Raw genomic sequence first — 12,957 nt, 5'->3', positions numbered from 1 at the left:
GCAGGCTAAAGGCAAAGGGAAAGGGCGAAGCGCTTATCATATTTGACGAGATCCAGAAGATAGAAGGCTGGTCTGAAACTGTAAAGCGCCTGTGGGACGAGGATAAGATAAAAGATATTTCGTTAAAGGTCTTTCTTTTGGGTTCGTCTCCTCTATTGGTCCAGACAGGTCTTACAGAAAGTCTTGCCGGAAGGTTCGAAATAATAAGGATACCCCACTGGTCATTCAAAGAGATGAGCGAAGCGTTTGGCTGGTCTTTGGATAAATTCATATATTTTGGAGGATATCCCGGCTCCGCATCGCTCACTGACGATGAAATAAGATGGAAAAAATACATAAATGATTCTCTCATCGAAACGACCATTTCCAAGGACATTTTACTGATGAAAAGAATAGACAAACCTTCGCTATTTAGGAGACTTTTTCACCTGGCCTGCTCCTACTCGGGACAGATACTTTCATATCAAAAAATGCTGGGCCAGCTTCAAGACGCCGGGAATACAACAACGCTCGCCCACTATCTTGAGCTTCTCGGACAAATAGGCCTGATATGCGGACTAGAAAAATATGCATCACAAGGCGTTCGCAGAAGAGGCTCAAGTCCCAAGTTTCAGGTATTTAACAATGCGCTAATGTCCGCTTCTTCACAGACAACGTTTGAAGATTCTAAGATCGAAAGAGATATATGGGGAAGGCTGGTCGAATCGGCGGTTGGAGCCCATCTTTTGAACTCTTTTATGGGAAACATTGAAACAGTACACTACTGGCGGGAGCGGGGAAGCGGGGTCGATTTTGTGATCTCTAATGATAAAAAAATAATCGGTATTGAAGTGAAAAGTGGACGCAGAAAAGAGAGCACGTCCGGAATGGGCGAGTTTCAAAAGAGATTCAAACCCATGAGGATCCTAATCGTCGGATCGGGGGGCATGCCTTTGGAAGAGTTCTTAAGTCAAGATCCTGCGAGTCTTTTTATGTAAAAATCCCCTGCTCCGGTTAAGGAACAGGGGATCCTTTTTATAGCAAAATTAGAAAATCGCTACTAGTAGCGGTCTCTTCTGCCACCGCCGCTGCCGCCGCGATCGCGGTCACGTCCACCACCGCCGCCGCCGAAGCGTCTTCCGCCACCGCCGCCGCCGGGTTTACGTTCTTCCTGCGGACGGGCTTCGTTCACAACGAGGTCACGGCCATCAAGGCTTGTACCGTTAACTTTCTCAACGGCCGCCTTGGCCTCTTCGTCGTTCGTCATCTCGACAAATCCAAAGCCGCGTGAGCGACCTGAAAATTTATCCATGAGGATGCTCGCCGATTCCACTGCACCATGCTGTGCGAAGAGCTCTTTTAAAGCCTCTTCGGTCGTGTTGTACGACAAATTACCTACATACAGTCTCTTGCCCATAAAATCTCCTTTCGTTAGGGCATGTCCACGCCATGGCAACATTAGCAAAGGCGCGACATAACAAAAAACCCCGCAAGGGAACGAATATTCCCTCCGGGGCAACCATAAATCCAAACTCCGCTCTCACTTCCTATACCCATTAACCGTTACCTTACTCGTTTCTTTCTAGAACGCATGGAACCACAAACCCTTGCAAATGTCAAACAATCATTATATGGGCGTTCCATGGATACCCACCTAGCATTCTTTATACATGACCATATGCCCTATTGGAGCACTTTTAAGGCATTCTTCCGGCTTATGTCGTGGCTCGGAAATAGCCCCATTATTCTTCTGACGATATTCACCGCAACGCTATATTTCACGCTTCGCGGCCGTTTGAACAAGGCACACATAATGCTCCTGACCGGAGTTATAGCCTTTCTTTCTAGCACCATTCTCAAGAGGATCGTCCACAGACCAAGACCTCTCCTTTGGGAACATCTGGATAAAGTGGGGAGTTTCAGCTTTCCAAGCGGTCATGCGCTGGTGACGACCGCGGTCTTTGGCATTCTGGCTTATTTCTTGGGTGAACGCTTTCCGTTAAAAAGACGTCTCATATATATCCTGACCGCGATCCTTCTATTCTTCATCGGCTTTTCAAGGATATATTTGGGCGTTCACTGGCCAAGCGACGTTCTGTGTGGCTGGCTCATCGGTGGCGGCATTCTCTATTTAATGATACTCTGGTACCGTCACGGCGGCATCAAAAGGACGCTTAGAATAGCCTTGGGCCTTATCTTCCTCGTCTTTGGAATAATAGGTCTCATCGTCCCTATCATCCCCGGCATCCTTCTTCTTATAGCGGCGTTCTTCCTGATATTCTCGAACAGGTCCTTTAGTGACATGCTCAGGAAAAAGAAGAAAGAGCTCACTCCGCCTTTACAGTGACCGATTCTATCTTGTCGGTGGCCTTTATCTTCTCAACAACATCCTGGCCCTTTATGACCTGACCGAAGACCGTGTACTGATTATCAAGAAAAGGCGTTGCCTCGAGCGTGATATAGAACTGGGAACCGCTTGAGCGGCGCTGGGGATTCACCTCATCGCCCGTGCGCGCCCATGCAAGAGCCCCTTTGGGATGCGGCTTCTTTATCTCGGCAGGGATGGTGTAGCCGGGTCCGCCGGAACCTGATGCCGTCGGGTCGCCGCCCTGAATGACAAAATCAGGAACTACGCGGTGAAAAGTGAGCCCGTTATAAAAGCCGCCGTCCGAGAGATACTTAAAATTTGTGACCGAAAGGGGGGCCTCTTTTGCAAAAAGTTCGCAGATCATCTCGCCCTTCGATGTCTTTATCACTGCGGTATGTTTTTTGTTTACGTCCACCGTCGACGCCTTCGGTTCCGTCCATGTCTTTGTCATTTTTGTCTCCTTGCCCTGAGCATTGTCGAGGGGCTTTGCTATTGCCGCAAAAGATATCGCGGTTATCACTGCTACCAATAAAAGTTTTTTCATATCCTTCCTCCCTTGTCTTAAAAATCCCGCCGGCTATTCTGATGGGGGGAACGACCGGCTCGTCAAACCTCGCCGTTTCCCCCAATCCCCTCGATCTCAAACTGGCAAAGCCAGATTCGAGATCGCTTACTTATTTAAAAATCCCGCCAGCCACAATGAAAGGTCGGGAACGTAGGTTATCACTAAAAGCGCGACGATCATCGCCATCAGGAACTGGAACGATGCGCGGTATAAAAATGTTATCGGCTTTTTGAACCTGAAGGACGAAATGAAAAGGTTCAGTCCCACAGGCGGCGTCATATACCCTATTTCAAGATTAGTTAAGAAGATAATCCCCAGATGAAGCGGATTTATGCCGAACTCCTTTGCAATAGGCGCAATAAGAGGGACCACGACGATCGTCGCCGAAAAGACGTCCATGAGGCATCCGACTACCAAAAGAAAGACGTTAAGTATGATAAGGAATGTGTATTTACTCGATATATACTGGCGCACGAACTCAAAGAGCTTCGTCGGCACCTGGGCATCCACAAGATAATTGGTGAACCCGAGCGCAACACCAAGGATTATAAGTATCCCTCCAACCAGCACCATCGATTCGCGCATGATACGCGGGACATCCCTTATTATATGAAGGTCGCGCTTTACGAAGACCTCGACCAACCAGACGTAGACAACGGTAACTACCGCCGCCTCGCCTGTGGTAAAGAACCCGCCGTATATCCCGATAAGTATAATGAGAGGTATCGGGAGTTCCCAAGCGGCGTCTTTGACGGCGGCAAAGATTCGTTTATATTCTAATCTGTTTCTGTCACTGCGCTTGCCCGCCGGCAGTTTGGCGGGAGCGCCGGCAAAGCGATCTCCCGAACCTAATTGATCTCGGGGGATTGCTTCGGTCGCTTTGCGACCTCGCAATGACACAACTATTCCAAAAGCAGAGAGCGTGGCAACGAGCACAATGCCCGGAACGATACCGGCAAGAAAGAGCTCATCTATAGAGACTCCGGCAACAACGCCATAAAGTATTATGGGAAGACTGGGCGGAAAGAGAAGACCAACGCTTCCGCAACAGGTAACAAGGCCGAGCGAGAACTTTTCCGAATAGCCGTCCTTTATCAAGATGGGAAGCACAAGTCCGCCCAGAGCGACGATAGTGACTCCGGATGCCCCGGTAAAGGCAGTGAAAAAGGCGCAGGCTGTTATGGTCACGATAACAATACCGCCCGGCATCCATCCGAAGAGAGATTGATATAGTTCAACGAAACGAAGCGGCGCCTTCGACTCGGCCAAAAGATATCCCGCGAACGTAAAGAACGGTATGGCGACCAGCGTCGGCGCCGAGGTCATGCGATACAGCTCTATTATTACCGCCGAGATATCTATGCCGGCAGAATAAAAACACCAGAGGGCGGCCCCTCCCAGTATAACGAATACCGGGGCCCCGCAAAGAGAGATCGCGCCGGCTATGAAGGCAAGAAGAAATGTCATCTGTCATATGTCATATGTCATCCTGAGCAATAGCGAAGGATCCCGATCGCTCAATTGATTTCACTGGATCCTTCGGCCTTTGGTCTCAGGATGACACGAATCAAAAATAAAAAACCCAACATTGCAAACGTCACGGGGATCACCACCTCAGCAAGCCACACCGGCACCCCAGCAAAAAGTTCTGACTCCATCATCCTTTCGGATGCCACAAACTTGTATGATGCGTAGGCAAGGACCGCGCAAACGAAAGAACTCCCCAAATATACCAGCTTGCTCACATATTTTTTGAACTTTTGCGGGAGCATCCTTGAAAAGATATCGAGGCTGATATGTCTATCCTCAATGGCGGCGATAACGGCGCCTAAGAAACCGACCCACAGGACCATGTGGCGCACCGTAACGTCGGCCCACGAAAAACCGGTGTCGAAAAAGTTACGAAGGATTATCTGCAGGAACGCAATGCCTATCATGAAGGAGAGAAAGATGATGAGCAGGGCCGTGACTATCTTTGAAAGGATCCGCTCGGACATCACTTTTTGCTCCTCGCTTCGGCAAGGTACTTTTTGGCATCCATGAGCATTTGAGGCGTGTAGAGCTTGCCGGCAAGAGAATTCCAAACTGACGAACTTACCGTCTCAAGGTTCATTGCCTCTTTCGGGTCCACATTAACGAAGACAAGGCCTTGATTCTTGAGCGCAGTGATCGACTTCGCGTTATCTGCACGCGTAAGGGTAACTAGCTTCTTGCAATATTCGCGGGCGGTATCTTTCAGCGCCTGCTGGTCCCCGGGCGAAAGCTTGTCAAATTCACGCTTGCTCATAAGGAGGGCCCCTGTCGAATCGGCAAGGTTTAAGTTCGTCACATATTTTGTCTTTGCGTGCCACTGCATGGCAATGGCCCCAAGAGGAGGCGCGTAAACGGCGCTTATCATGTTCGTCTGGAGCGCGGTCAGCACATCGACCAGCGAAAGAGGGACCGGAACTATCTTGAACGCGTCATACATGGCGCCTACCAGGGGATCGCCCTCCCACGCCCACATCTTTACCCCCTGCATATCCTTTTGTGACTTGATAGGAGCGTTCGAGAAGATATTAACAAAGCCCGCCTCTGCCCATCCAAGGAGAACGTAACCCTTTTTGGCGAACCCCTCTTCCATCTGCTTCTGGAACTTACCGGTCACATAATCAACTTCATCGTAGTTCTTGAAAAATAGCGGCAGTTCAAAGATGCGTACCGAAGGATAGATAGAGCCAAGACCGACACCGGTGAAACCTGCGGCGTGTATCTGGCCTATCTGCATCTTCCGGATAACGTCCTTTTCGTCGCCGGAAACACCGCCTGCGTAGATCGTTAGTTTGACACGGCCGGAGGTCTTTGCCTCAAGCGCCTTGTTCCACTCTTTAAGGACATTGACCCACGTTGAACCTTCCGGCGCGATCACGGCCACCTTGATCTCTGTGGCAAGGGCAGAAGAAGCAAGAAGCAGGAAGCAGGAAGCAAGAAGCAATATTTTTTTCATAAGTTTGGCCATTGCGAGTCCCGACATGAGTCGGGGCGAAGCAATCTCCCTTACCCTACTTATCCAACTAATCACCCGTTTAGTCAAAAACTTTTTATACCCCTTTGACCCATCTCCTTAGAAACGGTTTCCGATTTCCGATCTGTTGTTTTAGCGTAAGAAGTCCATATTCATGCTTTTATATATCCGGCTAACATTGGGAAAAATTTGGAGTATTTGATACTGCCTTGATATTTAATCTTCTCTGGGCATAAGTTGCTTCACCGAGTTCAATAAAAACCTTGCCCTTTCCTTTGCGAGTTCGTTCGCAAGTCTTTGGCTGGGGAGCGCCGCGGAGTCGGAACCCAAGACATCGTTTAGCTTGGAACTAAACAGCCTCTTATCGTTCGCGTTAACGCCGTACCACTCGGCATACATCACCTTGTTCATCAGATATTTTCCGTCACATGAAAGGAGCGCTTTTTCAAAATAGGGCTTTGCGGTTTCGGGTCTGCCGCCGTTACGCAAGGGATTACCTGCAATGATAGCGCCTTTGAACGCATAGGCAGCACCGCAGTTAAATTCGGGGTCTATCTCTATGACCCTGTCGACCATCGCTTCGACCCTGGGTAGATTTGCCGCTTCTATAATGTCGGTCCTGTTCATATTGATATAGGAACCCCAATCAAAGGCGGTCCAGAAAAGGGCGCCTTGATCTTTCTTGCCGAATGTCTTCAAATATTTCACAAAATCCTGCATCGGAACGTTCTCTATCGTCTTCTTGCCTGAAGAGAGAGCTTTTACACCGCTGATTTTCCCCTTGAAATAGAAGGTCTTTACACGTTCGGACCATTCTGAAGGGTCTTTCGCCTTTTTCATCTCGACCTCCCCAAACCCAAAGGCATAATTTCCATAGACCTTGGCAAGGAGACCTTGAAATTTCTTATTTTCGGGATCGCCGTAGGATAGGACTTCGACTATCTTGATCAAGGGAAGCGCAGATTCATTTGCAACATAAAGGTCTTCCTCGGTCTCAACAGCGATCATGCCTCGCGTGGCAATATCCGCGGTTATTGCGGTAGCGGGCTTGCGAAGAGAGCAGGAAGAGAGGAGCAAGATGCCTGAAACAAGAAGCAAGAAATATGAGAAATTGAACGTGCCAAAGGGAAAGGTGCCCGTTCTACAGACTCTTCGTCCCATTTCTTGCCTCCGGCTTCCGGCTTCATGTTTCATGCTTCGTGCCTCACTTAAGATAGAACTCCACCGCGCGCCTTATCTCTTCAATATCAACCAAGGTGTCCTTACATGGACCATCGGGCCGGCGGTTGGCAATGCCTATGACGGGGATCTTACTTGCAACATCGCGAATTCCGGAGACAAGGTCGCGTTCGCAGGCAACGCCGATTATGGCGGTAGGATTATACTCCTTAACTTTTTTGCGCGCGAGCTCTCCTCCTGAAACGGTATATACTTCAACGGGATAGGTCTCTTTGAGCTTGATTATCCCCTGAATGTTCTCTTTTGTAAGACACCTTGGAAGGAGTATCATTATCCTCTTCTCAAGGGGCGACCTGTTGACCGCCCTGACCACGGCATTTGACACCTGAACGAACGAGTGCCCCATCCGGTCGCGCGATATCTTAAGAAGTCTCGCAAGCTTGAAGACCCTGCCGAACACAAGGTCAAAAACAAAGAATATCTGCTTATTGGCAAAAAAACAGTTGCGGCCACGGGTAACGGTCATCGTGAGCTGCGTCCAGAAAAGGGTGCTTGAGAGTATCCAAAGAACAATGAGCGTAAGCACGACCGCGGGAAGCCAGGACCTTATCATAGCAAGACGCGGCAGAATGAAATAGTAGAGAACTCCAAGAACCGTATCCATTAACAGGAATACGATCAGAGAAAAGTTTAGGAAAAGCCAGGCGCCGTCCTTAATAGGATCTTTTGAATCACCGTCCCAGTCGGACCATTCATCGCCAAGCGTCCTGTCGGGACGCTCGACCTGTTTTTTGAAATTCTCGCTCATAAAAAAGGCCGGCAAGGCCAAAATTTAAGCGCCAACCATCTAATTGTCAAGGTTTCTTAACCTTGCGGGCCTGTAACTTTGCTGGCTTGAACCTTCCCTATATCTACCCACTCGATTCCAGTCAATCCCTCTTTCACTAATTCATCGATATTGAGCTCACGCTCAACCTCTTCCAGTTCGGCCGAAGTTGAATGTGTCACCGGATGTCTTGGCTCCAGGAATTGGCAACAATCTTTATGCGGCAGGATGGACAGATCATATGTACCGATCTTTACTGCCGCATCGACTATCTCCTGTTTATCCATTCCGACAAGCGGCCTTAATACAGGGAGAGCCGAAACGGATTCAACGGTCGCCATATTTGAAAGGGTCTGAGAGGCTACCTGTCCCAAAGATTCTCCGGTAATAAGACTTTCGGCCTTTATTTTTTTGGCGACTTCACAGGCAAGACGGATCATGAACCTTCTATATAGAATGACCCTGTACTGCTCTAAGGTCTTCGTAACTATCTTTTTTTGGATATTTCCGAGGGGTATCATTGCAAACCTGCCGTAGCCGGTCTCGAACCCCTTTAATTTTCCCGCGATCTCTTTTACCTTTTCGATAGATGCCTCATCTGTGAAAGGGGCGCTGTGAAAATGGAGAAAATCTACCACGCATCCACGCCTCATCATCCTCCATGATGCAACCGGTGAATCTATGCCGCCGGATATAAGCGAAAGGACCCGTCCGCTTGTTCCAACCGGAAGCCCGCCAGCTCCCTGGAACTTATCCACGTATACGTATGAGATACCCTTTAGGATATCCGCCCATACGGTCGTATCCGGATCCTTTAAATTTACCTTTGCGCCGAACTTTTCGCAGATAGCCGCCCCGACCCTTATATTTACGTCCTGAGAGCTGAATGGAAGCCTTTTATCGACCCTCTTGGCACGGACGCAAAAGGAGCCTATTTCCCGCCCGGAAAGGCAGGAAATAGCCATGGATTCTATATCAGAAACAGCACCTCCCGCTTTAAATGCCGGGGCAAAGCCTGAGACACCGAACACCCTAGAAAGCCTTTCTGTTAAGACTTCAATAGGGTACGCTTCTTTAAGATCAATGATTATGCGGCCTGAAAGGTTTTCAATCCTTGAAACGCTTAGTCCGCGCAGATTTGCGCGAATATTGTTAAGTAGTTTTTCGAAGAACCAGCTTCTGTTCCCTCCCTTGAGGATCAGTTCTCCAAAATAAATCAGCAGACAATTTGTAGAGGAGCCGGATGCAGAAATATTATTTCTCATTGCTGAAAGATCCTTAAAATAATTTTTATTTTTCGGGAGGCTACATACGAGAGACTCAAATTGCAAGTCATAACTTTACGCCCTATAATTAAACCATCCCTTTCAAAAAAATATACTATTCACTATTTACTATTCACTATTCACTTCTTTTGGGTTGACACCACAATATATAGTGCTATCAGGGATATCCACAACAACATGTTGTGGGGCGTTACCGTCAAATTTATGACAGTGACGTATTTTTGACACCAGCGGAGACGACAAATGTCAAACAAGGCGCCCCAACTCAAACAAAAACCGGTCACAAGGACAAAATCAAAGACAAGCCTTCATGCTGTGGCGAATGGTCTCTCTTTTGAAAGGGTCTTTACGCATCCGTTCTCAAAACCGCTTGATGAGGTAAAGTATTCTAAACGCACATCCGTTATCACGAACCCCGACGGCAGCGTTGTCTTTAAAATGGACAATGTCGAGGTTCCTGAATCGTGGAGCCAGCTGGCAACGGACATCGTCGTCTCAAAATATTTCCGCAAACGAGGCGTGCCGGGTATAGGCCACGAGACAAGCGTTCGCCAGCTTGTTCACAGGATAGCGAACACCGTCCGCAACGCGGGTGATACCATGGGCGGATACTTTGGCACAAAAGAAGATGCCGATTCATTTGAAGCAGAGCTCTCTTTCATGCTTGTGAACCAGTATGGCGCCTTCAACTCACCTGTTTGGTTCAACTGCGGTCTCTTTCACCAGTACGGGATCAAGGGGAGCGGCGGCAACTTTGCATGGAACGAAGATAAGAAGGCTGTAGAGCTTATCGGAGATTCTTATTCCCGTCCTCAGGCAAGCGCCTGCTTCATTCAATCGGTCGGTGATGATCTGATGAGCATATTCGAGCTTGCCAAGAACGAGGCAAAGCTCTTTAAGTTCGGGAGCGGTACCGGCACCAACTTCTCTCATCTGCGCGGAAAACAGGAGAAGCTCTCCGGCGGTGGCACAAGCTCCGGACTTATGAGCTTTCTTGAGGTGCTTGACCGCGGAGCAGGCGCTACAAAATCCGGCGGAACGACCCGCCGCGCGGCAAAGATGGTCTGCCTGGATGCCGACCATCCTGAGATCGTCGACTTTATTACATGGAAGGAACGCGAAGAGAAAAAGGTCGCGGCGCTTATTGCAGAAGGATATTCGTCCGACCTTAACGGAGACGCCTACAAGACGGTTTCCGGACAAAATTCGAATAACTCGGTCCGCCTCTCCGATGAATTCATGTATGCATGTCTAAATAACGAGGTCTGGAACACAAAGTTCCGCACAACGGGCGAGATCTGCGACACATATCGCGCCCGCGACCTCATAAAAATGATCTCGAAGGCCACATGGCATTGCGCGGACCCCGGGGTTCAGTTCGACTCAACCTTCAATAAGTGGCACACCTGCAAGAACAGCGGCCGCATCAACGCGACCAACCCTTGCTCCGAATTTGCATTTTTAGATGACAGCGCCTGTAATTTGGCAAGCATTAACTTGATGAAGTTCTATGATCCGCAAACGGGCAAGTTCAACGTTGAGGCGTTCCGCCACGCATGCAGGGTATTCATTACCGCTCAGGAGATACTGGTAGATTTCTCCAGCTACCCTACAGCCCTAGTGGCCGAGAACAGCCATAAGTTTAGGCCCTTAGGTCTTGGTTACGCCAACATGGGAACCCTTCTCATGGTGAACGGTCTCCCCTATGACAGCGAAGAGGCCCGCACGCTCTGCTCGGCCATTACTTCCATAATGACAGGCACCGCATATGAAACGTCTTCAAATATAGCGGCGAGCAAGGGCGCATTTGATGAATACGCTAAGAACCGCGAATCGATGTTCGATGTCATAAAGATGCACCGCGACGCGGCCTATCAGATAGATGATAAATGCTCAAAGGAGCTGACCAACGCGGCCCATGATTCATGGGATAGGGCTCTTGCCGAAGGCTCGATGTACGGTTATCGTAACGCACAGGTAACCGTTCTTGCCCCCACCGGTACGATCGGTCTCCTAATGGACTGCGACACGACGGGTATCGAGCCGGAATACGCGCTCGTTAAGTTCAAAAAGCTCGCCGGTGGCGGTTATTTTAAGATAGTCAATCAGTCGCTTGAGATGGCCTTAAGAAAGCTCGGATACACCGAAGGCCAGATAGAAGAAATAGAAACATATATTAAGGGAACCTCTTCGCTTAAGGATGCTCCCTATATCAACACCGAATCGCTCAAAGCGAAGGGTTTCACCGATGACGACATGGCAAAGATCGAAAAGGCTCTTCCCGGCGTGTTCGATGTAACGTTCGCATTCAACTCACACCTTTTGGGTGAAGAGGCGATGAGGCGTTTTGGTTACACCCCCGAACAATATAACGTTCCGGGATTCAACCTGCTCAAGGCGCTCGGCTTCACGGACCGGCATATTGAAGATGCGAACAGAAAGATCTGCGGGGAGATGACTATCGAAGGCGCGCCATACCTAAAAGAAGAACATGTTTCGGTATTTGACTGCGCCAACAAGAACGGCCAGCACGGTAAACGCTTCCTGCAACCGATGTCGCACATAAAGATGCTCGCCGCCGCACAGAAGTTCATCTCAGGAGCCATATCGAAGACGATAAACATGCCTAACGAAACGACTATCGAAGATATCGAAAAGATATACACAGAGGCGTGGCGCCTTGGGCTCAAGGCCGTGGCCATCTACCGCGATGGAAGCAAATATGCCCAGCCATTGAATGTAAGCACCAAGGAAAAGAAACAGCAGGCTACGGATTCGCAGAGCTCTGCACAAGCGGCGGCTTCTACCCATCAGCCGATCTTGCGCCGCCGGAGACTTCCGAAAAAACGCGCGGGGTTCACACAAGAGGCGCGCGTAGGCGGTCAAAAGATCTACCTAAGAACGGGCGAGTACGAGGACGGGATGCTAGGTGAGCTCTTCATAGACATGCACAAAGAGGGCGCCGCCTTCCGTTCCATGATGAACTGCTTTGCCATCGCAGTATCTTTGGGTCTTCAGTACGGCGTTCCGCTGGAAGAATACATAGACTGCTTCACGTTCACGCGTTTCGAGCCTCAAGGTGTTTGCGACCATCCGAACATCAAGATGGCGACATCTATCATCGACTTTATCTTCAGGCTCCTTGGCATGGAATATTTGGGAAGGACCGACTTTGTTCAGGTAAAACCGCCGGAAGAAGACCTTGCTGCAAAGATAAAACAAAAGACAACTGGTCTTTCGACAACCTCGGGACGAGCGACTAGTCCCGTTCGTGGTGAGCCTGTCGAACCACGTAAAACTGACACCATAGCCCCTGAAGCAAAGGCTTCGGCGACATTAAAAGCCGTGGCAACGCCTTCTGGCGCCGCGGTCATAAGCATTGCCGGAGCTGTGGGACAAAAGCCTGCGATAGAACACAAGCCTCACATGGAAGGCGTGGTCCATACTAAACAGGCAACATCGTCCGTCTTTGCAGGTGAAGGGATTTCGGTCTCAACCTCCGCGATATCTGCGCACCTTTCTACCATGATGGGAGACGCGCCCTTCTGTGACCAGTGCGGACACGTAACCGTGCGCAACGGCGCCTGCTATAAATGCGTCAACTGCGGAAATTCAATGGGGTGTTCGTAGAATGTAAGGATCTGCTATCTTATGGGCATCTCTAAAAACCTGCTTGTTCTGTCATTGCGAGCCCCGAAGGGGCGCGGCAATCTCTAAGCAAACACTTGATTTATGGAGATTGCTTCGGTC

General features: G+C 49.3%; 11 protein-coding genes. 3 read left to right on the top strand and 8 right to left on the bottom strand.

Annotation, left to right across the window (positions count from 1 at the left end; genetic code table 11):
* On the top strand, positions 1–977 hold a 977-nt coding region (locus tag COV46_01115; protein PIR18179.1), incomplete at its 5' end, for an AAA family ATPase.
* Positions 978–1,039: 62 nt separating this feature from the next.
* On the opposite strand, the gene COV46_01110 is transcribed toward COV46_01115, so the two are convergent.
* Entirely contained in the window at positions 1,040–1,396 is a 357-nt protein-coding gene (locus COV46_01110; GenBank protein PIR18177.1) for an RNA-binding protein, read from the bottom strand.
* 174 nt (positions 1,397–1,570) lie between these two features.
* Here COV46_01110 and COV46_01105 point away from each other — a divergent pair, with 174 nt between their 5' ends.
* Positions 1,571–2,326 (top strand): hypothetical protein, encoded by a 756-nt coding sequence (locus tag COV46_01105; protein PIR18176.1) that lies wholly within the window; start codon positions 1,571–1,573, stop codon positions 2,324–2,326.
* On the opposite strand, the gene COV46_01100 is transcribed toward COV46_01105, so the two are convergent.
* The 7 genes from COV46_01100 to thiI form a co-directional block, all read right to left on the bottom strand.
* Positions 2,307–2,798 (bottom strand): peptidylprolyl isomerase, encoded by a 492-nt coding sequence (locus COV46_01100; GenBank protein PIR18178.1) that lies wholly within the window; start codon positions 2,796–2,798, stop codon positions 2,307–2,309. The genes COV46_01105 and COV46_01100 overlap by 20 nt on opposite strands.
* Positions 2,799–3,017: 219 nt before the next feature.
* Positions 3,018–4,379 carry a C4-dicarboxylate ABC transporter gene (locus COV46_01095; protein ID PIR18175.1) on the bottom strand — a complete coding sequence of 454 codons (1,362 nt, stop codon included), beginning with the start codon at positions 4,377–4,379 and terminating at the stop codon, positions 3,018–3,020.
* 50 nt (positions 4,380–4,429) lie between these two features.
* Positions 4,430–4,909 carry a C4-dicarboxylate ABC transporter permease gene (locus tag COV46_01090; protein PIR18174.1) on the bottom strand — a complete coding sequence of 160 codons (480 nt, stop codon included), beginning with the start codon at positions 4,907–4,909 and terminating at the stop codon, positions 4,430–4,432.
* Positions 4,909–5,925: an ABC transporter substrate-binding protein gene (locus COV46_01085; protein PIR18173.1), complete on the bottom strand. Its 1,017-nt coding sequence runs from the start codon at positions 5,923–5,925 to the stop codon at positions 4,909–4,911. The genes COV46_01090 and COV46_01085 overlap by 1 nt, the downstream gene beginning before the upstream one ends.
* Positions 5,926–6,132: 207 nt before the next feature.
* A complete protein-coding gene (locus COV46_01080; GenBank protein ID PIR18172.1) occupies positions 6,133–7,110 on the bottom strand; it encodes a hypothetical protein in 978 nt (325 codons plus the stop codon).
* Positions 7,111–7,120: 10 nt separating this feature from the next.
* Entirely contained in the window at positions 7,121–7,903 is a 783-nt protein-coding gene (locus tag COV46_01075) for a hypothetical protein (GenBank protein ID PIR18171.1), read from the bottom strand.
* A gap of 56 nt (positions 7,904–7,959) precedes the next feature.
* Positions 7,960–9,186 carry a tRNA 4-thiouridine(8) synthase ThiI gene (thiI, locus tag COV46_01070; GenBank protein ID PIR18170.1) on the bottom strand — a complete coding sequence of 409 codons (1,227 nt, stop codon included), beginning with the start codon at positions 9,184–9,186 and terminating at the stop codon, positions 7,960–7,962.
* Between the two features lie 264 nt (positions 9,187–9,450).
* On the opposite strand from thiI, the gene COV46_01065 reads away from it, so the two are divergent.
* Positions 9,451–12,837, top strand: coding sequence for a ribonucleoside-diphosphate reductase, adenosylcobalamin-dependent (locus COV46_01065; protein ID PIR18169.1), 3,387 nt, complete (start codon positions 9,451–9,453; stop codon positions 12,835–12,837).
* Positions 12,838–12,957 lie beyond the last annotated feature (120 nt).

The sequence above is a fragment of the Deltaproteobacteria bacterium CG11_big_fil_rev_8_21_14_0_20_49_13 genome, from assembly GCA_002796305.1.
In the GTDB taxonomy this organism is placed as follows: Bacteria; UBA10199; UBA10199.
Note: the sequence above shows the minus strand (reverse complement) of the source record. Positions and strands in the feature narration are given on the sequence as shown.

Bases quoted from the DNA above. Each gene is read 5' to 3' on its own strand.
- COV46_01085 (PIR18173.1), bottom strand. From the start codon at position 5,925: ATGTCGGGACTCGCAATGGCCAAACTTATGAAAAAAATATTGCTTCTT.
- COV46_01105 (PIR18176.1), top strand. From the start codon at position 1,571: ATGGAACCACAAACCCTTGCAAATGTCAAACAATCATTATATGGGCGT.
- COV46_01095 (PIR18175.1), bottom strand. From the start codon at position 4,379: ATGACATTTCTTCTTGCCTTCATAGCCGGCGCGATCTCTCTTTGCGGG.
- COV46_01080 (PIR18172.1), bottom strand. From the start codon at position 7,110: ATGAAACATGAAGCCGGAAGCCGGAGGCAAGAAATGGGACGAAGAGTC.
- COV46_01075 (PIR18171.1), bottom strand. From the start codon at position 7,903: ATGAGCGAGAATTTCAAAAAACAGGTCGAGCGTCCCGACAGGACGCTT.
- COV46_01110 (PIR18177.1), bottom strand. From the start codon at position 1,396: ATGGGCAAGAGACTGTATGTAGGTAATTTGTCGTACAACACGACCGAA.
- thiI (PIR18170.1), bottom strand. From the start codon at position 9,186: ATGAGAAATAATATTTCTGCATCCGGCTCCTCTACAAATTGTCTGCTG.
- COV46_01100 (PIR18178.1), bottom strand. From the start codon at position 2,798: ATGACAAAGACATGGACGGAACCGAAGGCGTCGACGGTGGACGTAAAC.
- COV46_01065 (PIR18169.1), top strand. From the start codon at position 9,451: ATGTCAAACAAGGCGCCCCAACTCAAACAAAAACCGGTCACAAGGACA.
- COV46_01090 (PIR18174.1), bottom strand. From the start codon at position 4,909: ATGTCCGAGCGGATCCTTTCAAAGATAGTCACGGCCCTGCTCATCATC.